At 64.5% G+C, this 23,362-nt stretch carries 23 protein-coding genes; 5 read left to right on the top strand and 18 right to left on the bottom strand.

Annotated elements, in window-relative coordinates:
• Positions 1-134: 134 nt before the first annotated feature.
• Complete coding sequence (locus GV161_RS14270) at positions 135-1,412, bottom strand: FAD-binding oxidoreductase (protein ID WP_152012547.1); 1,278 nt, start codon at positions 1,410-1,412, stop codon at positions 135-137.
• Between the two features lie 231 nt (positions 1,413-1,643).
• On the opposite strand from GV161_RS14270, the gene GV161_RS14265 reads away from it, so the two are divergent.
• Complete coding sequence (locus GV161_RS14265; RefSeq protein WP_152012548.1) at positions 1,644-2,465, top strand: GNAT family N-acetyltransferase; 822 nt, start codon at positions 1,644-1,646, stop codon at positions 2,463-2,465.
• A 6-nt stretch (positions 2,466-2,471) separates the two neighbouring features.
• Here the strand turns inward: GV161_RS14265 and GV161_RS14260 are convergent, their stop codons facing one another.
• The 7 genes from GV161_RS14260 to GV161_RS14230 form a co-directional block, all read right to left on the bottom strand.
• A complete protein-coding gene (locus tag GV161_RS14260) occupies positions 2,472-2,960 on the bottom strand; it encodes a winged helix-turn-helix transcriptional regulator (protein ID WP_152012549.1) in 489 nt (162 codons plus the stop codon).
• Between the two features lie 220 nt (positions 2,961-3,180).
• Positions 3,181-4,575 carry an aminotransferase class III-fold pyridoxal phosphate-dependent enzyme gene (locus GV161_RS14255; RefSeq protein ID WP_152012550.1) on the bottom strand — a complete coding sequence of 465 codons (1,395 nt, stop codon included), beginning with the start codon at positions 4,573-4,575 and terminating at the stop codon, positions 3,181-3,183.
• Positions 4,576-4,584: 9 nt separating this feature from the next.
• Positions 4,585-5,028 carry an AraC family transcriptional regulator gene (locus GV161_RS14250; RefSeq protein ID WP_152012551.1) on the bottom strand — a complete coding sequence of 148 codons (444 nt, stop codon included), beginning with the start codon at positions 5,026-5,028 and terminating at the stop codon, positions 4,585-4,587.
• A 150-nt stretch (positions 5,029-5,178) separates the two neighbouring features.
• Positions 5,179-6,648: an NAD-dependent succinate-semialdehyde dehydrogenase gene (locus GV161_RS14245; RefSeq protein ID WP_152012552.1), complete on the bottom strand. Its 1,470-nt coding sequence runs from the start codon at positions 6,646-6,648 to the stop codon at positions 5,179-5,181.
• A 12-nt stretch (positions 6,649-6,660) separates the two neighbouring features.
• Entirely contained in the window at positions 6,661-7,587 is a 927-nt protein-coding gene (locus GV161_RS14240) for a glyoxylate/hydroxypyruvate reductase A (RefSeq protein WP_152012553.1), read from the bottom strand.
• 19 nt (positions 7,588-7,606) lie between these two features.
• Entirely contained in the window at positions 7,607-8,500 is an 894-nt protein-coding gene (locus tag GV161_RS14235; RefSeq protein ID WP_152012554.1) for a GNAT family N-acetyltransferase, read from the bottom strand.
• Positions 8,497-9,204 (bottom strand): cupin domain-containing protein, encoded by a 708-nt coding sequence (locus GV161_RS14230; protein WP_152012555.1) that lies wholly within the window; start codon positions 9,202-9,204, stop codon positions 8,497-8,499. Before GV161_RS14230 ends, GV161_RS14235 begins: the two co-directional genes overlap by 4 nt.
• Before the next feature lie 442 nt (positions 9,205-9,646).
• On the opposite strand from GV161_RS14230, the gene GV161_RS14220 reads away from it, so the two are divergent.
• The gene (locus GV161_RS14220; protein ID WP_159650268.1) at positions 9,647-10,663 is read left to right on the top strand and encodes an FkbM family methyltransferase; all 1,017 of its coding nucleotides are present in this window, start codon (positions 9,647-9,649) and stop codon (positions 10,661-10,663) included.
• A gap of 268 nt (positions 10,664-10,931) precedes the next feature.
• Here the strand turns inward: GV161_RS14220 and GV161_RS14215 are convergent.
• The 4 genes from GV161_RS14215 to rffA all read right to left on the bottom strand — a co-directional run bounded on the left by GV161_RS14215 (position 10,932) and on the right by rffA (position 14,523).
• A protein-coding gene (locus GV161_RS14215) for an IS3 family transposase (RefSeq protein WP_244665368.1) occupies positions 10,932-12,031 on the bottom strand; the annotation gives its coding sequence in 2 pieces (ribosomal slippage) (positions 10,932-11,773 and positions 11,773-12,031; 1,101 coding nt in all).
• A 171-nt stretch (positions 12,032-12,202) separates the two neighbouring features.
• The gene (locus GV161_RS14210; RefSeq protein WP_152012559.1) at positions 12,203-12,517 is read right to left on the bottom strand and encodes a class I SAM-dependent methyltransferase; all 315 of its coding nucleotides are present in this window, start codon (positions 12,515-12,517) and stop codon (positions 12,203-12,205) included.
• Positions 12,518-12,574: 57 nt separating this feature from the next.
• Complete coding sequence (locus GV161_RS14205; protein WP_152012560.1) at positions 12,575-13,333, bottom strand: WbqC family protein; 759 nt, start codon at positions 13,331-13,333, stop codon at positions 12,575-12,577.
• A gap of 2 nt (positions 13,334-13,335) precedes the next feature.
• Positions 13,336-14,523: a dTDP-4-amino-4,6-dideoxygalactose transaminase gene (gene rffA, locus GV161_RS14200; protein WP_152012561.1), complete on the bottom strand. Its 1,188-nt coding sequence runs from the start codon at positions 14,521-14,523 to the stop codon at positions 13,336-13,338.
• A gap of 127 nt (positions 14,524-14,650) precedes the next feature.
• Here rffA and GV161_RS14195 point away from each other — a divergent pair, with 127 nt between their 5' ends.
• On the top strand, positions 14,651-14,905 hold the full coding sequence (locus GV161_RS14195; protein ID WP_152012562.1) for a hypothetical protein: 255 nt from the start codon (positions 14,651-14,653) through the stop codon (positions 14,903-14,905).
• A 277-nt stretch (positions 14,906-15,182) separates the two neighbouring features.
• Here the strand turns inward: GV161_RS14195 and GV161_RS14190 are convergent, their stop codons facing one another.
• From GV161_RS14190 to GV161_RS14165, 6 genes are all read right to left on the bottom strand, one after another.
• Positions 15,183-16,457: a glycosyltransferase family 4 protein gene (locus GV161_RS14190; RefSeq protein ID WP_159654017.1), complete on the bottom strand. Its 1,275-nt coding sequence runs from the start codon at positions 16,455-16,457 to the stop codon at positions 15,183-15,185.
• Positions 16,454-17,785 carry a hypothetical protein gene (locus tag GV161_RS14185; RefSeq protein ID WP_152012564.1) on the bottom strand — a complete coding sequence of 444 codons (1,332 nt, stop codon included), beginning with the start codon at positions 17,783-17,785 and terminating at the stop codon, positions 16,454-16,456. Before GV161_RS14185 ends, GV161_RS14190 begins: the two co-directional genes overlap by 4 nt.
• Positions 17,786-17,902: 117 nt before the next feature.
• Positions 17,903-18,637: an HAD-IIIA family hydrolase gene (locus GV161_RS14180; RefSeq protein ID WP_193219487.1), complete on the bottom strand. Its 735-nt coding sequence runs from the start codon at positions 18,635-18,637 to the stop codon at positions 17,903-17,905.
• Positions 18,634-19,692, bottom strand: a complete 1,059-nt coding sequence (locus GV161_RS14175) for a glycosyltransferase family 4 protein (protein WP_159654019.1) — start codon at positions 19,690-19,692, stop codon at positions 18,634-18,636. The genes GV161_RS14180 and GV161_RS14175 overlap by 4 nt, the downstream gene beginning before the upstream one ends.
• A gap of 98 nt (positions 19,693-19,790) precedes the next feature.
• Positions 19,791-20,507, bottom strand: coding sequence for a sugar phosphate nucleotidyltransferase (locus tag GV161_RS14170; RefSeq protein WP_159650264.1), 717 nt, complete (start codon positions 20,505-20,507; stop codon positions 19,791-19,793).
• A gap of 53 nt (positions 20,508-20,560) precedes the next feature.
• Positions 20,561-21,130, bottom strand: a complete 570-nt coding sequence (locus GV161_RS14165; protein ID WP_152012568.1) for an SIS domain-containing protein — start codon at positions 21,128-21,130, stop codon at positions 20,561-20,563.
• A 210-nt stretch (positions 21,131-21,340) separates the two neighbouring features.
• Here GV161_RS14165 and GV161_RS14160 point away from each other — a divergent pair, with 210 nt between their 5' ends.
• Positions 21,341-22,279: an SDR family oxidoreductase gene (locus GV161_RS14160; RefSeq protein WP_152012569.1), complete on the top strand. Its 939-nt coding sequence runs from the start codon at positions 21,341-21,343 to the stop codon at positions 22,277-22,279.
• Between the two features lie 64 nt (positions 22,280-22,343).
• A complete protein-coding gene (locus GV161_RS14155) occupies positions 22,344-23,336 on the top strand; it encodes a GHMP kinase (protein WP_152012570.1) in 993 nt (330 codons plus the stop codon).
• Positions 23,337-23,362: the final 26 nt, after the last annotated feature.

The raw sequence follows: 23,362 nt of genomic DNA, 5'->3' as shown, positions 1-23,362 counted from the left end.
GCTGTGGAGCGCGCTCCGGCGAGTCGACTGGCGTGGTCGTCGAGAATCGGAGCGGAGTGGACTTTTCGTCCGTGAGCACCGGAAGCGCAGACGGCCGCGTCAGGCGGCCGCCGGAGTAGCGTTCCGGAGCGCTCTCAGTGGCGCCAGTCCTGGTAGCGGTAATACATCCCGACGAAGGGCAGGAACCAGGGCGGGCCGAAATGGCCGGGCACCGCCGGCCAGTCGAGCCCGGCGAAGGGGTTCGCCTTCATGTCGCCGCCCATCACCCTGGCCATCGCCTGGCCCGTATGGACCGACATCTGCGTGCCATGGCCGCTATAGCCGAGCGCGTAGAAGATGCCGTCGCGCTCGCCAGCGCGCGGCAGCCGGTCGGCAGTCATGTCGACGAGGCCGCCCCAGCAATAGTCGATGCGCGTATCCGCGAGCTCCGGAAAGAGCTCCAGCATGCGCGCCTTCAGGATCGCCCCGCTCTTGGCGTCCGAGGCCGGGCTCGACAGGGCAAAGCGCGCCCGCCCCCCGAAGATCAATCGGTTGTCCGGGGTGAGCCTGAAATAGTTGCCGATGTTCTTCGTGGTCGTCGCGGTCCGTCGCGTCGGCATGATCGCCGCCGTGAGCTCGGGTGAAAGCGGTTCGGTCGCGATGATGAAGCTGCCGACCGGCACGATACGCCGCCGGAGCCAGGCGAAGGGCCCCTGGCGCGAGACGCCGGTCGCGAGAAGCACCTGCCCCGCCTCGAGCGTGCCGCGGCTGGTGACGACGCGGTGAGCCTGGCCGTTCAGCCGCTGCAAACCGGTCACGGCTGCGTTCTCGTGGATCGCAGCACCGTTTCGCGCCGCCGCCTCGGCCAGGCCGACGCCGAAGCGGCCCATATGCATATGGGCGCTGCGCGGATAGACGAGCCCGCCGAAGAAGCCGTCCGAGCCGATCTCGCGCCGAATCTCCTGTGGCGGCACCACGGTCAAATCAGGCTCGACCGTGCGCTGAAGCAGGGCGGCACTTTTCTCCAGCTTGGCGAAATGCTCCGGCTTGGCGGCGAGCTTGACCTTGCCGGTGCGGATGAAGTCGCAGTCGATCGCCTCGCGCGCGACCAGCGCCTCGACGGTGTCGACGGCGTTGTCGAAGGCGCGGTAGAGCGCGACCGCCCTCTCCTCGCCGAGGCTGGCGGCAAGGCTGCCGAGATCATGCGCCAGGCCGTTATTGCAGTGCCCGCCATTGCGGCCAGAGGCCTGTCCGACGACGCGACCGGCCTCCAGCACCGCAACGCTGGCGCCGGACTTCGCCAAAGCGAGCGCTGCCGACAGGCCGGTGAAGCCGCCGCCGACGACGGCGACATCGACCTTGCCGGCGATCGGAGCTATGGAACCGGCGGTGAATCCCGGCGCCGTCGCGAGCCAGTAGGGTTCGAGCTTCATGGGTTATCGTCTCAGCGTTCCGGACAGGGCGGCATGGGCCGCCCCTCACCGGGCAGGCCGGCTCCGACCGTCGAGAATACCGCTTTGCGGGGCAGGTTCTTGGACAATTTTGCAGTTCTCCGCAGCCCGGCGCCTGCCTATAGTCGCCCCGTATTTCGACGAACGAGGCCTGCAACTGTGGCTCACGGAACGGCTCGGCGTCGGCTCGATTACGAGCTGACCATCAGGCCGATGACAGAAGCGGATATCTCCCAGGCGCACCAGCTCTCCGTCGGTGTCAGCTGGCCGCATCGGCCGGAGGACTGGCGCTTCGTGCTGGAGGTCGGGCACGGCTTCGTCGCCTGCGATGCGATCGACCGGGCCCTCGCTTCGGCAATGTGGTGGCCCTACGGGCCGCATTTCGCCACGATCGGCATGGTCATCACCTCGCCGCGCCTGCAGATGCAGGGCGCCGGCCGGCGGCTGATGGACACGATCTTCGAAGAGGCCGGCCCGCGCGACCTCCGGCTCAACGCGACGCGCGCCGGCTACCGGCTCTACCGCTCGCTCGACTTCCAGCCGATCGGCCGCATCTTCCAGCATCAGGGCCGCGCCCAGGCGCCGTCAGGCGCTGCGCCCGACGAATTTTCTGTCCGGCCCGTGACCGCCGCAGATGGCGAGGCGATCGCGCAGCTCGATTCCGATGCCTATGGCGCCGACCGCTCGCGTGTCATCGCCGCACTGATGAAGCTCGCGACCGGTACGGTCATCGAGCGCGACGGCAAGGTTGCCGGCTTCGCACTCTGCCGCCGCTTCGGCCGCGGCCATGTCGTCGGCCCGATCGTCGCCGAGAGCGACGAGGCGGCGATCGCGCTGCTGCGGCCGCATGTGACCGCCCATGACGGGCAGTTCCTGCGCGTCGACACCGCCCAGGAACAAGGCAGGTTCGGCGGCTTCCTCGAAGAATGCGGCATGACCGTCTACGACACCGTGACCACGATGGTCAGGGGCCATAATCACGGCCCTCGTGGCGAAGCGCGGACCTTCGGGCTCGTCACCCAGGCGCTCGGCTGACGCCGGTCAGATATCGAACAGCGTCGGCAGCGGATAGCCGGGCTTCTGGATCGGCGATTTGATCACGACATAGCTGAAGTATTTGGAGATGCCGATATTGCGGTCGAGCAGCGTCTCGATCAGCGATTGGTAGTGCGTCAGCCCGCGCGTGACGAACTTGACGAGATAGTCGTAGCCGCCGCTGACGAGATGACATTCGACGACTTCGTCGACGCGCCGAAGCGCCGTCTCGAAACGGATGAAGTATTCCTTGGTGTGGTCGGTCAGGGTGATCTCGGTGAAGACGGTGATGGTCTCACCGAGCTTCTGCAGGTTGATGGTCGCGCCGTAGCCGGAGATGAAGCCGGCCTGCTCCAGCCGCTTGACCCGCAGCAGGCAGGGGCTCGGCGACAGGCCGACCGCATCTGCCAGGTTGACGTTCGTGATCCTGCCGTTGTTCTGCAGCTCGATCAGGATCTTCATGTCGATGCGGTCGAGCCGCACGCCCGGTGTCACGACGAAGGCCTCTTGTCCTGGATGCCTCTTGTGGAACCGGACCTGCAGAGCGGGCCCGAACCGGTATCAGACTAGAGCAGGATGCGAAAAAGTGGGAACCGGTTTTTCGCTGTGACCCTGCTCTAAGCTTTTAGAATCGATCACGTTTTATGACCTTGGATCGATTCGATCCAAAATCATCGTGATCTGGTCGTTTGATGCGGTCCGGACCAAGCAAGGATCACGCCGCTTTCGCGGTTTTCAACGCCACCGCCACCTCCGGCAATGCCAGGACCTCGTCGAGCGTCTTGCGCAACCTGGCGATGATCAGGTCGATCTCCGCCTCGCTGCAGCAGAGCGGCGGTGCCAGGCCGATGATGTCGTCGGCGAAGGCGCGGAAGATCACGCCATTGGCATAGCCACGGGCGAAGAGATGGTCGGGCAGTCTCGCCTCGCGCGGCAGCTTCTCTTTCGTCGCCTTGTCGGCGACGAGCTCGATACCGGCGAGCAAGCCGCGCGCCCTGACCTCGCCGACGAGCGGGTGGTCGGCGAGCGTCGCCAGGCGCTCCTCGAAATAGGCGCCGACGCGCTGGCCGTTGGCGAGGATGCCGCCTTCCTCATAGAGCCGCAGCACCTCGAGCGCGACCGCTGCGCTGACCGGATGACCGGAATAGGTGTAGCCATGGCCGATTGGGCCGCCAGCCGGGGCATTGTCGGCAATGGCGCGATAGACCTTCTCGCCGATGGCGAGCGCACCGAGCGGCGCGTAGCCCGAGGTCAGTCCCTTGGCCATGGTCATCATGTCGGGCACCACGCCTTCCGCTTCGCAGGCGAACATGGGGCCGGTGCGGCCGAAGCCGGTGATGACCTCGTCGGCGACGAAGAGGATGTCGAGCTCGGCCGCCGTCTCGCGCATAGCCTTGAGCCAGCCCTTCGGCGGCACGATGACGCCGCCCGAACCGATCACCGGCTCGCAGAAGAAGGCCGCAACGTTCTCGGCGCCGAGCTCCGCGACCTTGGCGCGCAGCGAGGCGACGCTGGCCGCGATCACCACCGCGTCGCTCGAGCCTGTCGGGTTGCGATAGGCATAGGGCGGGGCGACGTAGTGATGCACATGCGCCGGAAAGTCGAAATTGGCGTGGAAGACCGGCAGCGCCGTGACACCGGCGCCGGTCGAGCTCGAACCGTGATAGCCGCGCTCGAGCGAGAGGATCGCCTTCTTCGTCGGCTGGCCGGTGACGTTGTAGTAGAACTGGATCAGACGCAGCGCGCTGTCGACGGCATCCGAACCGCCAAGCGAAAAATAGATATGGTCGAGATCGCCGGGGGTGAGCTCGGCGAGCTTGGCGGCGAGGCGGATCGCCGGCTCGCTGCCGAAGCTGAAATAGCCGGTGGCATAGGGCAGTTCGCGCATCTGACGGGCAGCCGCCTCGACGATGCTGTCATGGCCATAGCCGACATTGACGCACCACAGCCCGGCGAAGCCGTCGATCAACTCATGGCCGTCGCTATCGGTGATGAAGGCGCCCTTGGCCGACTTCATCACGGTGACGCCGCGCTTCTCGTGGCCGGCCCAGTTGGCGACCGGATGGACCCAGTGGCGGCGGTCGAGGGCTTCGAGGGAGTTGACGCTCATGGCGGAACCTCAGGCAGGACGGGAAGACGAAACGGGAGAAAAGGCGGCGCGTGCCGGATAGCCGAGCCGGCCAGCCCGCGGCGGCGGAGACTGCACCTGCTCGCGCAGATAGCGGCCGGGCGTCACGCCGTAGACGCTCTTGAAATGGCGCGAGAGATGGCTCTGGTCGAAGAAGCCGGCGTCCAATGCAGCCTGCGCGGCCGGGACGCCGTCGGCGAGCAGCGCCCTAGCGTAGCGCACGCGCTCACGGCAGACGAAGCGATGCGGCGTCAGCCCGACCTGGCGCCGGAAGACGGTGACGAAACGGCAGACGCTGAGGCCGGCCAGCGAGGCGAGGTCGTCGAGATAGAGAGCCTCGGTGAAATGCCGCTCGATATGGCTCAGCGCCCTCCGGATACCGGGGCTCGCCGGCTCCACCGCGCGGGCGACAGGGCTTGAAACAGGCTGGAGCATGGACCGCTTCGTCCTCCGCTGAGCGCGAATAGCGCTAGCAGGAAGGCTAGGAGCGGCCGGCTGGACTGTGCGGCGGCTTTGGCGCGCCGCTTTGGTATCCCCTGCCCTATTCGGTGGCCGGATCGGCAGATCGTGCTTCGGCCTTGCCGATCAGGCGGACTTCAGCCCGCCGATATGGAAGCTCTTCAGCTCCAGATATTCCTCGATGCCGGTCGCGCCGCCCTCGCGGCCGATGCCGGACTGCTTGATGCCGCCGAAGGGCGCCACCTCCATCGAGACCGAGCCGGTGTTGAGGCCGACCATGCCGAATTCGAGCCGCTCGCCGACGCGCCAGGAGCGATTGAGGTTCTGCGTGTAGAAATAGGCCGCGAGCCCGTAGGGCGTGCCGTTGGCGATCTCGATTGCCTCGTCCTCGTGCCTGAAACGGAACAGCGGCGCCACCGGGCCGAAGGTCTCCTCATTGGCGAGGCGCATTCGCGTGGTCGCACCGGTCAGCACCGTCGGCACGACGAAGCGGGAGCCGTCGACCTCGCCCTCAGCCGCGGCGAAGCGCATCGCACCGAGCGAGAGCGCATCGTCGAGATGGGCATGGACCTTCTCGACCGCCGCCGCATTGATCAGCGGGCCGATGGTGACGCCGTCCTGTCGCCCGTCGCCGACCCGCATCGCCGCGACCGCCTTGGCGAGGCGATCGGCGAAGGCATCGTGGATGCCATCCTGGACCAGGATGCGATTTGCGCAGACGCAGGTCTGGCCGGCATTGCGGAACTTGCTGGCGAGGGCACCGGCGACGGCAGCGTCGAGATCGGCATCGTCGAAGACGATGAAGGGTGCGTTGCCGCCAAGCTCCAGGCTCAATCGCTTCAGCGTGTCCGAGCATTGGCGCATCAGCAGTGCGCCGACCCGGGTCGAGCCGGTGAAGGAGAGCTTGCGGACGACAGGGTTCTGAGTCAGCGCCGCGCCGACACCCTGAGGCAGGCCGGTGACGATGTTGATCACGCCGGGCGGGAAGCCGGCACGCTCAGCCAGCACGCCGAGCGCCAGCGCCGAAAAGGGCGTCAGCTCCGAGGGCTTCACCACGATCGGGCAGCCGGCGGCGAGCGCCGGCGCGCATTTGCGGGTGATCATCGCATTGGGGAAGTTCCACGGCGTGATCGCGGCGGAGACGCCGACCGGCTCCTTCAGCACGAAGATGCGTCGGTCGGAGGTCGGCGCCGGCACGGTGCTGCCATAGACGCGTCGTGCCTCCTCGGCGAACCATTTGATGAAGCCGGCGCCGTAGAGCACCTCGCCTTCGGCCTCCGCCAGCGGCTTGCCCTGCTCGGCCGTCATGATGCGGGCGAGGTCCTTGCGGTGTTCCAGCAGGAGGTCGTGCCAGCGCTCGAGCAGAGCGGCCCGTTCCGCCGCCGGCCTTGCCTTCCAGGCCGGGAACGCCGCCTCGGCTGCCGCGATCGCGGCGTTGGTTTCCGCCTCGCCGCAAGCCGGAATCGTGCCGATCTCGGTGCCCGTCGCCGGATCGCGCACCGGCAGTTCCTCGCCGGAGGCAGCGCCAACCCATTCGCCGCCGATCAGCGCACGGCCGACGAGAAGGCTAGGGTCTTCGAGAGCGACAATCGACATGGCAAGCCTCGTTCAGTAGCCGCGATCGCGGTCGATCAGGCCGATCAGGGGTTCGCCCGCCTGGTGCCGCCGCAGGTTCTCAAGGACGATGTCGAGCGAGGCCTCAGAGCGCGAGCGGCTGGCGATATGCGGGGTAAGCAGGACCTTGGGGTGGTTCCAGAGCGGGTGTCCTTCCGGAAGCGGCTCCGGCTCGCAGACATCCAGCACCGCCCCCGCGAGATGGTTGCTGTCCAGCGCCGCCAGCAGGGCGTCCTGGTCGAGATGGCCGCCCCGGCCGGCATTGACGATCATCGCGCCCTGCGGCAATCGAGCGAAAAGCTCGGCGCCGAGCAGACCGCGCGTCGCATCGGTCAATGGCAGCAGACAGACCAGGATGTCGGTGCGCGCGAGGAAGGCCGGCAGTTCGACATCGCCGGCGAAGGTCTCGATGCCCGGCGCATCGTGCCGCGAGCGGCTCCAGCCAGCGACGCCAAAGCCGAATTCGGCGAGCTTCAGCGCGCAGGCCTTGCCGAGCATGCCGAGGCCGAGAACGCCGACGCGGCGCTCGCTCGTCGGCTTGATCCGTAGCGCCGTCCAGGCCCGTTCGCGCTGCGCGGCGATGTAGGGGATGAGGTCGCGATGCAGGGCGAGCACCGACATGGTGACGTATTCGACCATGCTGTCGACGAGGCCGGGCTCGATCATCCGTATGATCGGCAGGCTCGCCGGGATGTCGGCCAGGTTCAACTGGTCGACGCCGGCGCCGACCGAGACGAGCAGTTCGAGATTGGGGAACTGACCGAGCAGGTCGTCCGGCGGGAGCCAGGCGGCGAGATAGCGGATCTCGGCGGGATCGCCGATGTCCGGCCAGATCCGGAACGGCAGGTCGGGCGCCTTGTCCGCAAGCAGCCGCGTCCATTCCTCGGCGCGAGCAGCATCCGACTTGAGCAGCAGCGTCATCGTGTCGACCTCGCGGATATCAGCCCAGCGCCTGCGTGACCAGGGCGTGGAGGCGCGCCGGTCCGGAGGCGACCGGCAGATCGCCGCGCACCATTGCGGTGACATCGCCGGCCGGCGCAAGGCCATGCTGTACCAGCCAGTCGCCCAGCCCGGAGCCGAGCGGCAGATCGACCCGAATGAACTGACCGGCCCGGCCGTGCAGCCAGCAGGCGATCAACGTGCGCGCATCCGTCTCGTCCACAGCCACAACCGGGCCGATCACCTGGCCGCGACCGAAAGCACGCAGGATGCTGAACCCGACGGGCTGCCCGGCCTGCTCCAGCACCAGGCAATTGCCGCATTGCAGGAGCGCCGCCAGGACCGGCCCTCGTTCCAATCCGGTCGCCTCTCGATCGAGCCGTTCGAGCCTGGCGAGATCGGCCGGGCTGCCCGGACGCAACCGCTTGCCCGCACCGGGTTCGGGTGCTGCGACGGCGTGTACATGGCCGTGATACTGGCTGACACCGCCACAGGGCCGGAAGCCAAGGCGGACATAGAGTGGCTCGCCGGCGACGGTGGCGTTGAGCATCAGCGAACGCTCCGCGGCCTGGGCGAGCAGGGCCTGCATCAGGCGCTTGCCCATCCCCGCCCCCTGCTCCTCGGGCGCGACGATGATCATCCCGACCGTCGCATGGCCCTCGCCATAGGGCCACCACAGGCCGGTGGCCACGAGCTTGCCGTCCCGCTCCCCGACGACACCGTGGCCGAGGCCGATCACGAACTCCCAGTCCTCGCGGCGATGCGGCCAGCCGACACGGCGCGACAGCTCCGCACAGGACGTCGCATCGTCCATGCCGATCGGGCGCAGCGTCAGCGCTTCGGGAGCCTCGATCCCGGTCATGCCCGTGCCGACAACGGACGCCACGGAGCTCACGCGCCGACCTCCTGGACGACATAGACCTTGGCGACATGCTCATCGCTGTCCCAGGCGCATGACGTGCCCTGGGCAACGAACACGCTCTCGCCCGCCGCAATCCGGACCGGGCGTCCATCCGTCCCGGTCAGGGTGACGCTACCAACGAGGATATGCATCAGCTCGTTGACCGGCTGCGGACGCAGGACGCGCCGATACGCCGTCGAATCCCAGATGCCGGCCCGCAGGCGCGACGCCTCGTCGGTGAAGGCGTTGAAGCTCCGGCACTGCGGCACCGGCCCCTCGAGAAGATTGGCCGGGGGCGGCGACGACGGCGAAAGCGCCGCATCGGCCGGCAATTCTGTTACGCCGGGCGCTGCGGAAGCAGCTCCGGTATTGGCGCAGAAGACCCAATTCGTGCCAGGCGCCGCCTCGACACGCAGCGCCGAGCCGCGCGCGACCACGATGCTCTCGCCGGCCTGGAGCGTGCGCCTGCTGCCGTCCGCGAGCGTCAGATCGAGACGTCCCGACCGGACGACGATCACCTCCGTGTGCGGGAAGGCCGCGCTGTCAACGACGCCGGAGAAGGCGACGCCCCCCACCGCCAGATCCTGCGGTCCGCTCCAGGCGATCTCGCGGCCGGCGCCGAAAGGATCGTCTTTGGAAAGCGGCCCGGCGCCGGAGGCGGTGGCGTGAGTGGCGAAAACAATCGGACAGGTCGGCATGAACGGTTCACCCAGCATGATGGTGCTGAGCTAGGCCGTTTCTCAGCCACCGGATTGGAGGAAATTCTCGGGACGAGCGGTCGGCATCGCGGGAAGCAGCACCGCATCACGCTTTCGCTGCGTGGATCCGAGCGTCTGCCCGCCGGCAGGGGCGTTGGAAACGGTTTCGTAGAGACGAGCGCAGCCCGAAAAGCGACTGTCGTCGCGGCATCGGGCTTATCAGTGACCGGCAGGCCGCATTTGCGCTTGAACGCTTGCACGGCGGCGCGCGTCCCGCCACCAAAGTCGCCATCGGCGCCGAATTGCGCTAGCGGGTGACCAAACGAAAGCAGTGCCGCTTGCACGTCGCAAGTGTTCATGGTGAGTGTCCTCGGAAGACTCGTCGTGGTGGATTAGGGGCCCGCGTCAAGAAATGCTCGGAAAACTGAAGCACGTGGTCGCCATGGCCATCCCGCCGCTGCGTCGGATCAAACTGCAGCGCGATCAGCTGATGAGGGAACAGCGTGAACTGCTGGCCGAGCGCCCTGATTTGGAGAATCGGCTTCCTGACGAGAGTGGCAGTGCGTTCATTTCGGTTTTCCGCTTCTTGAAACCGGCCCTTCAACCTGGCGACACCGCAACCCGCGAGCAGCGGGTGGCAGTCGCTCAGGAATTGGGGTGGCGGGCGATCGCCTCCGGCGCGGTGGCGGCAATCGAGGCGTCCGATGAGGCCTGGTTCCGTGTCGAATTGAACGGCGTGCCCGTAACGCTGCCGCGCTATACGCTCATGACGATGAGGCACTGCCTGCATGTAGATCAGGCCGGTCATTTACGCCTCTTTGTAGAGACCGATCACTGGCAACGCATGCGTGCACTGATCGAGCCGGGTACCCTGTTTCTGGACGTCGGAGCTGCAACGGGCGCGATGACCGTTCCCTATTCGATGACTGTTCCCGACGGCGCAAAGATAGTCGCCTTCGAGCCCTCCCGACGAGCTATGCGGCACCTGCAAGCAACTCTCGCACGAAACGGCGGCTCTTCCCGTGTAACTTTGTTTGCCGCTGCAGTCTCGGATGCGCAAGGCGAGGCCGAGTTTTTTGAACAACCTGAGGATCCGACGGGGGAAGTGCCCTTTCTGCCGGAATCATCACGACTTGGACAGCGCGACGATGCGTTCCTAAGCAAAGCAGAAGCGTATTCGGTCGACGTCATCACACTCGACGGACTAGCCGAAAAGCTCAATTTCGCTGACCATTCCAGAATCGTTATCAAGATCGACGTAGAAGGCTACGAAGTTGAGGTCCTCAAAGGAGCAACTAAGCTTCTTACAGAGAATTCCAATGTATTCATCTCTACGGATATTCACAACAAACCCGGAACAACGGCACTAACCGGCCCTGATGTCACCTCGTTTCTATCAAGCATTGGTTATAAGATCGAAACACACGGGCACGTCATCTTTGCCCAAAAAGGCAATTAGAGCATTTTCGAGCGAAGTGGGCACCGGTTCGCATGAAGAGAATGCTCTAACTCTTCGACGCGAACCGCACCAGCACCGTAAACTCCCACACCCCGTAATCCTGGAGCAATGCGACATGCCGGCCATAACGGGCGAGGCAATTGGCCAGCATGGTCACGGGATCGGCATAGAACAGATGCGACTGACGTTTGTCGGGGTCGGATGACAGCTGACCTGAGACCCTTTTCTCCTCCGACCTGAGGAAGAGTCCTGGGTTTCGTTTCTGGCCTTAGGCGGCCTGTTTTTCCAGCGCGGATTTGAGGGCGAACTCGGCGGGCGTGATGTTGCCGAGGGCCGAGTGGGGTCGGTGGCGGTTGTAGTTCTCCTTCCATGAGGTGATAGCGCTGCGGGCATCAGTGAGCGTCGAGAACAGCATGTCGTTGAGACACTCGTCTCGGAAGCGTCCGTTGAAGCTCTCGACGAAGGCGTTCTGCGTCGGCTTGCCGGGGGCGATGTAGTGCCACGCGACGCCGGTCTCCTGGCACCAGCGCAGGATCGCCATCGAGGTGAACTCGGTGCCGTTGTCGGACACGATCGTCCCCGGCCGGCCGCGCAGCCGAATGACGCCATCCAGTTCCCGAGCCACGCGCAGACCTGAAAGCGAAGTGTCGGCGACGAGCGCCAGGCATTCGCGCGTATAATCGTCGACGATGGCGAGCACCCTGAAGCGACGACCGTCCGAGATCGTGTCGGAAAGAAAATCGAGGCTCCAGCGCGCGTTGGCCCGATCAGGCACGAGCATGGGCCTGCGCGTGCCCAGTGCCCGTTTGCGGCCGCCACGCCGGCGCACCTGCAGCTTCTCTTCGCGATAGAGCCGTCGCAGCTTCTTCTGGTTCATCACGATGCCCTGGCGGTCCAGCATGATGTGGATCCTGCGATAGCCGAACCGCCGGCGCTCCGCCGCCACGACCTTCATCGCCTCGCGCAACAGGGCATCGTCCGGCCGGGTGCTTGTGTAGCGCACCGTCGAGCGGTCGATCGTCAAGGCCAGGCACGCCCGACGCTGGCTCACCGCATGCACCGTGCAGGCATGAGCCACCGCCTTCCGCTTCGCATCGGGCGTCACCATTTTTTTGCGGCGACATCCTTCAGGATCGCGTTGTCGAGCATCTGTTCGGCCAGCAGCTTCTTGAGGCGGGCGTTCTCATCCTCGAGGGTCTTCAGCCGACGCGCATCCGACACGTCCATCCCGCCATACTTCGCCTTGAACTTGTAGAAGGTCGCCGAGGAGATGCCGTGCTTGCGGCAGACATCCGCCGTCGCAGCTCCAGCCTCCTGCTCCTTCAGCATTCCGATGATCTGCTCTTCCGTGAATCGTGAGGGGCGCATCGTCCGTCTCCGTGAGTGACGGACTCTACTCAAATCTGGAGGAAGATCAGGGTCTCAGGTCACAGCGTCAGCATGTTGAAAGCGAACCCTTTCGTGCTGTTGACCGCAAGTTGATCGATCGTCTCGTCGACGTAGCCGGACCAGCCGGCCGGGTCAGTGCCCGCCGCACATTCAGGATGCCTCCGGCGGGGCGGCACCGAGGTGCCAGCGTCGGTCGTCCCCTTCGCCATGCATCTGACGTGCGGCTTCGATCATACCGGATGCGATATCACAGCCGACATAGCTCCCACGATGGCCAGCTTGCCGCAAGACGGTGAGGAAATCGCCATAGCCGCAGCCCAGATCGAGGATCGAAGCATCGGGATCGTGCTCGATCAGCCTCAAGAACTGGACGTGGCGGGTCCGGTGAGAGGCATCGTCCTTCCAGTCGACTCCGCGCGCGGTCGTGCCGTGCTGGGCGAGCGCCGAATCGTAATAAGCAGCCATGACACGGTGATGGATTCAGTCGCATCCGCGCCTGACGTTCCATTGGGCCTTACTGGATCATGCGGCATAGCTTCGATCCCGCAATGTGGCCCGCGTCGCTTCAAAGCCCAGATTCAGCAGTGGATCGATAATGGACACAGCCGGCACGAAATCCCCCCAGAGTTGCCGGTACGGGATCAGACTGTTGGCATAGTCCATCCATGCGACCTCAAGACCGGCATCCTGAAATCGTCTTTCATCGAGATAGCTGCGCGCGGACGGCCCGGAGAGGTAGGATGTCCCGCCCGCCGCCTTCGCCAGGTCGATCAGTCGCTGGGTCGAATCGGCAGTATCGAGTCTCTCGCGCGCGATGAGGTCGACGTCCACCAGAAGCGGCGTTTTGATCTCAAGTGCTTCGCACAGGGCGCGGGTCAGATGCTGATTGACGGTCGACAGAGAACTCTGGTGCGCAATCGCGGCAAACGCATCGGCTAAGACGGGGTAAACCGCATCATAAGCCTCGGCCCGACGGTAGGCACCTTGAATGCTACGCAGGTGCGTGGCCGCCCAGCTCGGGTCATTGATGACGACGGAATCGATCGAGGCGTGAAAATTGCCCTTCTGCTTCACCGGAATCGACAGCCAGGACGAGCCGTTCGGCGTCTTGATGGCGTTGCGCGTTCGCCAGTCGCGGCGTGTAAACTGGACGCTGTCGAGAAATACGAACACGTCGCAGCGCTCGATCATGTCAAAATATCCCCGCCAGGGAATATAGCTCGACTGGATGATGCCGACGCGACAGCCTTTCGATAGTGAAACGTTGGCGGAGCTCGGCATGATCAGGATTTTTGCCCGAAGAAGCCACTGATCGTGTCGATGATGCGGTGTACGTCGTCATCGGTGAGCTCAAGATAGAGCGGCAGTCGCAGCAGCGAGTTGCTGACGGAATCGGTCACGGTCAGATCACCATCGGTCCGGCCAAATTTGCGGCCCGCCGGTGCCGAATGTAGCGGAATATAGTGAAACACGGCGTTAATATTATAGGCCGCCAGATGCTTGATGAGTGCGGCCCGCGTAGGCTCGTCCTTGAGCAAGAGCCAGAAGATATGGCCATTGGCATCGGTCCCTGTCGCTTCGGGAATCACGATATCGCCGCGCTTGGCCAGCAACTGCAGGTGTTCACGATAGAGATCGTACAAGGCGCGGCGGCGGGCACAGATGGCCTCGACATGCTCGAGCTGCGCGAAAAGAAACGCGCTGACGATTTCGCCCGGGCAGTATGACGATCCGATATCTTGCCATGTGTACTTGTCGACTTGGCCGCGGAAAAACCTGCTGCGATCGGTGCCTTTCTCGCGAATGATCTCGGCGCGCTCCAGAAAGCGCTCATTGCTGACGATCAGCGCGCCGCCCTCACCGGAGATGATGTTCTTGGTTTCGTGGAACGACAAGCAGCCGAGATCGCCAATGGTTCCCAATGCGCGCCCCTTATAGAAAGACAGGTGCGCCTGTGCGGCATCCTCGATGACGAGCAGCTTGTGGCGCGCTGCAATGGCGAGAATTGTGTCCATCTCGCAAGCTAGGCCAGCATAATGCACTGGCACGACGGCACGTGTCCTGGGCGTGATGGCGGCTTCGATCAGGTTTTCGTCGATGTTCAGCGTGTCCCGCCTGATGTCGACGAAGACAGGTGTGGCGCCGCGCAGTACGAAGGCCGTCGCCGTTGCCGAAAACGTGAAGGACGGCATGATCACTTCGTCGCCCGGTCCGACACCTGACAACATGGCCGCCATCTCGAGCGCCGCCGTGCAGGAATGCGTCATCAAGGCGCGGCGCGCGGGCAGATGCTGCTCGAGCCACTTCTCGCAACGCTGCATGAAGGGGCCGCCGCCCGCAATCGTTCCATTTGCAATTGCCTCGGCTATATAGCCCAGCTCATTTCCGACGATAGCGGGGCGGCCAAATGGGATTTTGGATGCGGCAGCGCGGGCGCGATAGGGCTCGGCAAAAGCGGACTTGTTATTCATCTTGCTGCTCTTTCGGTATTTTTTGCCGCTTTGACAGGCAGATATCATAACGTCCGGTTATGTCGCGCGGAAACCCTGCCGATAAAAACCCTGCTGATAAGCTGAGCCATCGCTGACGAGCCCACGCATGTCTAGAACGATTGAAGAAGCGATTTCAACGTTGACCAGCCTGGGCGGCGACGCCGTCAGCGATCGCTACCACGATTTCTCGCAATGCCTTGAAACCCTGCTACTTGCCGAGCCGCAGGCCGTCATCCAATTTGAAACCTACCATGCCGCTCTGAAACACGGCTTCTCCTACTACTACTGGAAATGGGATTCTCGCGCCCTGGATTTCTACGAGCCGGTGAACCGGGCGATTGAGCGCTGGGGCGTGATCTGAGCCCCTAAAACTGGATCGCTTTGGGTTAGAGTTTTCCATGTCGTTTCCCACGGGCTGGGAGGAGCGGAAGACGATGAAGGATTCGAAGTTCTCGGACGCGCAGAAAGCGTTCATCCTGAAGCAGGGCGCGGACGGGATTTCGGTGGCGGAGATTTGCCGGCTAGCTCGAAGCGCTGCCCGGCCGCGAATTCGGTGACTGATCCGCCCTCCTCCCGCAAGTTGGACCTCGGTGATTGCCAATGGACGGCTGGCCTCGATGCTAGCGCGCGTTGCCCATTCAGAGGGAGGCCAAGGCCCCGGCCAGCGCCTCCCCGAGCGATTGTCCGCGCGCCAAACGTTTCAGCTCCGCCCGGTTCCGTTCGAGACGTTCGGGGCTTTCGAGGAGTTCGAGGATCCGGTTGGCCCATCTTTGGTCGAACGGGGGCGGATGGGCGAGGTCTGCGGCGTCTCCTAACCCGCGCAGGCCGACCGGCGTGGCGAGAACCGGCTTGTCTATGCCAATGGCTTCCAGCGTCTTGATCGAGATTCCGGTGCCGGTGAGTAGCGGCACGATCACGAGACGGGCCGCATCGTAAAGCGGCCTCAGATCTCGGACTCGCCCGACGATGTGGAGGCCGGGAAGCGGGGCGAGATCGAGATGCTGCCCAACGGTGCCGGCAATGACGAGATTGATGCCGCGAGTGGACAGGAAAGGACCGAAGCAATCGCGCACGAAAGCGGTGATGCCTTCCCGGTTGGGAACGTGCGCGCCGCCGACGAACAGAAGATCGATAGCCTGGCTGCCCTCGGGGGAGGCTGTCGCTGGCGATTGTGCCGCGGCCGGAGCCTCAGGGCCAGATGCGGCGAGCGCATCGGCGAGGTGCAACGGTCGGGAGCGAGGCGCAACCGTGCCATCCTTGGAGAGCCTCACGGGAATGCCGACAAGGCATGGGTGCTCCGGCGCCGCGAGCGTGATCCGCTTTGCTTCCTCGGCGTTCAGCGCGAGCCTGCCGCGATTTTCCCGCAGGATCCGGGCGATGCCGGGCGATGGTGCCGTGTCGATCCAGTCATGGAGGATCACCAGCTGCCGTTCCGGAGGCGCCAGATCGTTGGCCACCGATATGCCCGACAGATAATTGCAGATGACGAAATCGGTCTCGTTTCGCAACCGGAGCCGAATGGCTTCCGTATCGAGCACGCCCGAGGTCGCGAGATCGGTATCCAGGGACCAGTCTTGCCGCAGGACCGCGATCGCGAGCCGTAGGATCGCGGGCCAGCGGCGGGGACGTCGCCAGCCCACCCCGACCACCGTGATCTTGTCGAAGCCCAGTGCCCGCGCCTGCGAAAGCGCCTGTTCGGCTTGCTCGGCGCGCCAGCTTCGCAACGGCGACAGGCTCGGCGCGGTCAGCACGAGATGGCTGGCATAGCCTTGCTCGGTCAGCCATTCATGTTGCTGGCGGAGGACTTCTGCGGCTCCCGCCGCATCGCGCAGATGCTGCGCGGGAAATATGATGGCGACCCTGGCGCGGGGCCGTCCTGGCGCGGGCGGTTCGCTGAGATCGATCTCTGTCACGTATCCCGGCCAGCCATTTCGAGCGCGTTCTTCAGGATGCCGACGAGATTCGAACCATTGTGGAAGGCGCGCCATGCCGGCGCGTTCCGCGCCGCCTCCTCCGAGAGGGCGTCGAAGGACCGGATCGCGGTCGCAACGGCCTGGCCCAATTGCTTCGGGGTATCGAACTGGACATTGGTTCCGGCAGGCGCAGTGTCCGACAGCCAGGTGCGGGACGGGATCACGACCGGCTTTCCGGCTGCGATCGCCTGCACGAGGATGCCAGAGCTGCGGTTGCGATAGTTCTGGGCATCATAAGGCAGGATGACGATATCGGCATCCGACAACAGCGTATTGAACTCGTCGACGGCGAGCACCTGTGTCAGCAGCTCGACCTGAGTGGTCGGATACCGCTTCAAGGTATCGCGCGCTCGGGCGATGACATCGTCCTCCAGACTCATGGCGGCATTGGATTGCGCGACCAGCCTGGCCGTCCGTCCGTCGATCAGCGTCTCGCCGAGCTCGCTCATGAGCTGTGGCAGGTGATCGTATCCTTTTTCGACGCGGGCATCGCCGACATAGGTCAGCCTCAGCGGGCCGGCTTGGCGCGACCGGCCGACCGGGTGATCTGCGGGAACGGGATAAGGCACGGGCAGCACCCGGAAGAGCAGATCGGGAGCCATCTCGTGATACTGCCGGGCCAGCCCCGCGCTGTCCGTATAGAACGCGACGCGCCGAGCCAGCGCGGGTGCGGCGGCGAGACGCTCGAATGCGCCCGGCGCCCCGCCCCACGGGCCCGAGCGGATGCCGGGCTCATCGGCGTCGCGCCGCAGGACGACATGCAGCATCGGTCCGCCTTCGACATTCGCGAACGCTGCCATGGCCGAATGCAGCTCGGACATGTTGATCGTGTGAATCAGGACATGGTCCTGCGATCCGAAGCCCTGGACATCGAGATATCGCCCGAGCTCGGCGCCAAAAACCGGTAGGGGCGCCGTCTTCGCTTGCGAGGTTGCTCCTTCCCTGGCCCTCAGGCGACCGAGCACCGAGGAGGCGACCCGGATGAGCGGCGCGCGCAGCGAGATTGGGAGCTTCTGCAACAGGCGGCGCGCGAGCTGGACGCTCCTGGAGCGATCGACGCTGTAATAAGTCTGCGTGAACCAGGGCGTCGCCGGTATGTCGCCGAAAAGCGTCAGGTCTTTGAAGCTCGCATGGGCCAGCACGGAGGCCGACAGGCCGTGCTCTGCCGCGCTGTCACCGACCGCGAGATCATATTCGAAGTGATGGCCGACCATGTCGCGAAGCGACTGGTCGACGATCAGAAGGCGGGCTTTGCCGTTCAGGGACATCGGCGAAGGCCTATTAAACCGGAGCGCACTTCGGGGGCGCAATTGGAAACAACTCCAGACCGTTCCCCATTCGCAGATTCACATCGGAGCATGGCATGTCGCAGGAGCTCGGAATTTCTATCCAAGTCGATGATCGTGCAGAAGTTCGCCAATAGCGATGCCGGCGTTGTCGCGGACGCCGGCAGCGAACGTTCCGTCTAGAAACGGCGCCCGCGCCAAGGGCATCGATCCGGCTTCGGCTTCGCCATGCCCTGTCCTGACCAGGAAACCGCCGGCCAAACCAGCTTTCAACCCGGCCTCAAGATCCGAAACCTTGTCGCCGACGATCCAGGACCGGCTCAGATCAATGCCGTGGCGCTCGGCAGCATAGTCGAGCATGCCGCAATTCGGTTTCCGCCAGGCATGGTCCGCCACGGCAAGGGGCCCCGTTCCGACCCCGTGATAGCCGCAGGCCAGAACGACGTCCAAGGTCGCCCCGGCCGCGGCCAGCGCGGCGATGATGGCTGCCTGGACCTTGGCGAAATCCTCCCAGCCGTAATATCCACGCGCGATCCCAGCCTGATTCGTCACGACGATCACGGGAATCTCGCGGGCATTGGCTTTGGCGATAGCCTCCGCGACGCCGGGAATCATGACCATGTCCTCGGCGCGCGAAAGATAGTGGGTTTCCTCGACGATGACGCCGTCGCGATCGAGAAACAGTGCCGGTCGTCCCGCGAGTTCACGCCGCGTCGGGCTTTCGGCCCAAAGCCCGACACCGTCGATCAATCCCTCGAAACTCACTATGCGATTCCTGCTGCCGGATTTTCGTACATAGTCTGTGGAAAGCGCCGCGTCATGCGTCTGAATCAAGTGGTCGCTTTGGCGAGAATGGCTGGCCACGCGTTGAAGGCCAGCTCGGCCCGGGCGAAGGCCGCCGTCGATGCCGAGCGCGCGGCGTAGGTGTCGCGGTTGTCGAGACAATCGGCGACCGCCGCTGCGATCGCCTCGGGTGTCGCAGCCGCTGTGATCCAGCCCGCGGCACCGTACCCGATCTGCTCGGCGAGAGCGCCCGACGGCGTCACCAGGCTCGGCATCGCGCCATAGAGCGCCTCCGCCACAGAGCCGGACTGGCTGGCGTCGCGATAGGGGCAGAGCATGATGTCATGGCTGTCGATCAATTCTTCGACCTCGGCTTCCTCGAAAGGCCTCAGGCGCGTGAGATCGACCTGCGGCATACCGCCGAACCAGCGCTGCACCTGCTCTCGCTCGGGACCGTCGCCGGCAATGGTCAGCCGCCAGTCTGTTCGCTGTGAAAGCTGTGAAAGCGCCTGCGCCAATAAGTCGAGGCCCTTGTAGGGCAGCAGCCGCCCCATGAACAGGAGACGCAGCGGCCCTTCCGGGTTTGGACGTCCGCCGCGTCGCGGCTCCCGTGCCAGCATGTGGAGCGGCACGACATCGATCGCATCAGCAGCCAGTTCCGGCTGAAGCTCGCGCATGCGCGCTGCGACGCCTTGCGACATCGCCACAACCACATGCGCCTGGCCGACCAGCCAGCGCTGCGTCGCGCGCTGATAGGCCGGCGCGAAATCGCCGGAGTGGGGCTCAGCGTCGTGGACGACATAGACCAGCCGGCCGCCCAGGGCTTTGACAAGCAAGGCCAGCGGGCACGCCAAGGCGAAGTTCATCGGGATGATGACCACCTTCGGGCGGTGGCGAAGCAGCGCGGCGAGCAATTGGCCTGCACGCCGGGGCGCCGCGAGCAAAAGCCCCAACTTGGCGCGATGTCCCGCCGCGCCGCCGACGGTGAAGACGCGGTGGCCGCGTTGGCGCGCCGCATCGAGGAAATCGCTTTGCGCATGCATCAACAGCGCGACCTGTCCGGCGCCATAGGCGTCGGACAGGCGGTCCGCGATCCGCATCATCACGCGCGATCCCGCCCCGCCTGTACCCCAATACCAGATAGCGCTCTTCATCCCGGCCTTTTCGGGGGCGTTGCCGGGCCGCGCGGCCGGCTGTGCCCTTCTTAACAGGGTGCCAAATGGGCGAGATGGGTCGTGACGAAGTCGTTTGCACGCATCATCGCTTCCGGAGTGCCGATATCGATGAAGGGTGCTTGCGCGCAATGCACAACCTGGAAATTACGGCCGGCCGCGAGCATCTCCGGAATCAGGTCCCGCTCGAGACTCAGGACCCCCTGCCGCCGCAGCGGCATCAGTGCTGACTTGCGAAACAAATAGATACCGCTGTTGACGTAGCCGGTGCCCGGCTGCTTCTCGCGAAACCGCACCAACTTGCCGTCGTCGTCGCTGTCGAGGCTGCCATAGGCCGACGTGTCCGGCACATGGACGCCGATCAGTCCGCCATCGACCCCTGGCACGTGCCGCAAAGCCAACAACCGGTCGATGCCGGTCATGCATACCCCGTCGCCGTTGGCGACGAGAATCCAATCGCCCGCTTCATCGAGACAGTTCAGCAGGCCACCGCCGGTGCCCAGCAGCTCACGCTCGTGGACGCTGATGCGCCGGCAGCCGGGAAACGCGTCATCGCGGCACCAGTCGTCGATCTGACTGCCCTTGTATCCGGTGGAATAGACGAAGGACCGCAGTCCCGCAGCTGCCAGATAGAGGGTCAGCCAGTCCAGGAAGGGCCGGCCGGCCACCGGGATCAGAGGTTTCGGAACATCCGGAAAGAGCGTGCGGATACGGGTGCCCTGTCCGCCGGCCAGGATGACGGCGGTCACATCGTCGATCGGCGCGTTCTGCGCGGCGCTCTGTTGCGGAAGGGAGGGCAGCGTCAGCGTCCCATCGTGGCGGTTTCAACGTGCTCGCAGATATAGTGGTAGAGGACGATGTGGACCTGCTGGATCAGCGGCGTCGAACGCGACGGCACGTCGATCAGGACGTCGCTATGGGCGGCCATGGCGCCGCCGCCTTGTCCGGTCAGGGCGACCGTCTTCATGCCGAGAGCATGGGCGGTCTCGAACGCTTTGACGATGTTGGCGGAATTGCCGGACGTGCTGATGCCGAGGACAACGCCTCCCTCTTGTCCGTACGCCTCAACCTGGCGGGAGAACACGGTCTCGAAGGAATAATCGTTCGACCAAGCGGTCAGCACGCTCGGGTTGCTCGACAGGCAGATGCAGTTCAGCGCCTTGCGCTCCTTCAGGAAGCGGCCGACCAGTTCGCCGGTGATGTGCATCGCGTCCGAAGCCGAGCCGCCATTGCCGCAGACGAGCAGCGGCTTGCCAGCGGAGAGCGCTTCGCTGATGATCGCGACGGCCGCGTCGGTGCGGGCGATGCCGGGGTGGGTTTCGCTGGCCGCTATGACACGGCGCGACTCTTCCAGATAGGACAATATACTCAAGGTTTGAGCTTTCGCGTGGGCCCCGAATACGGCCGGTCCGCCGGGAAGGCGTGGTTTAATCGGCCTTCGACCGCAGCGTCAAGGGGAGCCGGCGGCGGCGGCGCGCGAGGGGTTGTGGTGCTTTCCCAGTTTGTCTAAAGAGCCACTGCTCGCCATACGCGTCCAGAAACATGGCGGCCCGAAACGATTCCGAGCGGGGCTTTTTTCAAGATGGCACAGCGTATTCTGGTGACCGGTGCAGCCGGCTACATTGGCTGCATCCTGATTCCCGATCTGCTTCGCGAGGGGCACCAGGTCATTGCGCTCGATACTTATAATCGCAACGACACTGTGCTGGCCCAGCTCTGTGCCGATCCCAATTTCGAGCCGGTGCGAGGCGACGCCCGCGACGAGTCCTTGATGAAGTCGCTGGTCGCGCGCGCCGACGTGGTGATTCCGCTCGCTGCATTGGTTGGTGCACCGCTGTGCAAGCAGGATCCGATCGGCGCGGTGACGACCAATCTCGATGCCGTGCGTCTGGCCGTGAAACTCCTGAGCCCGAGCCAGCGGATCGTCTATCCGACGACGAACTCGGGTTATGGGGTCGGCACCAAGGGCGAGATGTGCACCGAGGAGACGCCGCTCAACCCGATCTCGCTTTACGGGACGACGAAGTGCGATGCGGAGAAGGCCGTTCTCGACAACGGCAACGGCATCACCTTGCGCCTCGCCACGGTGTTCGGCATGGCGCCGCGCATGCGCGTCGACCTGCTCGTGAACGATTTTACCTATCGTGCCGTCACCGACCGTGCCGTCGTGATCTTCGAGGGTAATTTCAAGCGCAACTACATCCATGTGCGCGACGTCTCGAAGGCGTTTCGTCACATGCTGGCGAATTACGGCAAGCTCAACAACAACGCTTTCAACGTCGGCCTGTCCGATGCGAACCTGTCGAAGCTGGAGCTGTGCGAGCGCATCAAGCGCTTCATCCCCGAGTTCTCCTATCTGGAATCGCCGATCGGCGAGGATCCGGACAAGCGCGACTACATCGTCTCGAACGCCAAGATCGAAGCTTCGGGCTGGAGCCCGGACCATTCGCTGGATGCCGGCATCCAGGAGCTGATCCGCGGCTATCGCATGATCCGGAACAGCAAGTTCTCGAACGTCTGATTCTCAGGGCCTCGGGACAAGGCGCCTCCCGCGTGGAGGCGCACCGCCGTGCCAGGAACGCACAATGCTCATCACCTCGCGAACTCCATTGCGCGTCAGCTTCTTCGGCGGCGGTACTGACTATCCCGAGTACTTCTCTCGCTTTCCGGGTGCGGTCGTCGGCATGGCGATCAATAAATATATCTATATCAGTGCGCTGCGCCTCGCGACTTTCATCGATTACAAGTATCGACTGAGCTACAGCCGCCTGGAGAATACGACCAGGATCGAGGATATTCAGCATCCGGTCATTCGAGAGGTGTTAAAGTACTATAAGGTCGACGAGGCACTCGATATGAGTGTGATCGCCGATCTTCCGGCCAGCAGCGGCCTCGGAAGCTCGTCGGCCTTCACGGTCGGCTTGATCAATCTGGTCAAGGCACTCAAGGCCGAGCAGATGACCAGGCTCGATCTGGGGCTTGCCGCCATCCACGCCGAGCGCGAGCTGCTCAATGACAGCGTCGGTGTCCAGGACCAGTTGCATGCGGCCTTCGGTGGGCTCAACCGCTTCGATTTCGTCGACGGCCGGATTCGCATATCGCCCGTCCAGATGCATTCCGACAGCCAGAACATGCTGCTGTCCTCGCTCGTCCTGATCTATACGGGCATTCAGCGTTCGGCTTCGGCCACGGTGAAGGAGCAGATCGAGGCGACGCGCGAGCGCAAGGTCGACCGCGAGCTCGGTGAGCTTCTGGCGTTGACGACGCAGGCGGTCGAGGTGCTCGAAGGGAGCGATCCGGAGCGAATGCTCGCGACTTTCGGCGCCATGATGCACGAAGGCTGGATGATCAAGCGCAGCCTTTCGACCAAGGTTTCGACGCCCGAGATCAACGAACTCTATGACGCGGCGATCGAGGCCGGAGCCTATGGCGGCAAGCTCTGCGGAGCGGGCGGGGGTGGCTTCCTGCTGATGGTTATTCCGCCCGAGCGCAGGGCCGCGTTCAACGAGAGAATGCAGAAGGCGTTCCTGATCCCGATCGACATGGACAGGCAGGGTTCGGCGATCCTGCAGAACTGACCGCTGCCCGCCGGGTCGAGCCATGC

This window comes from Bosea sp. 29B (assembly GCF_902506165.1).
Classification (GTDB): Bacteria; Pseudomonadota; Alphaproteobacteria; order Rhizobiales; family Beijerinckiaceae; genus Allobosea.
Note: the sequence above shows the minus strand (reverse complement) of the source record. Positions and strands in the feature narration are given on the sequence as shown.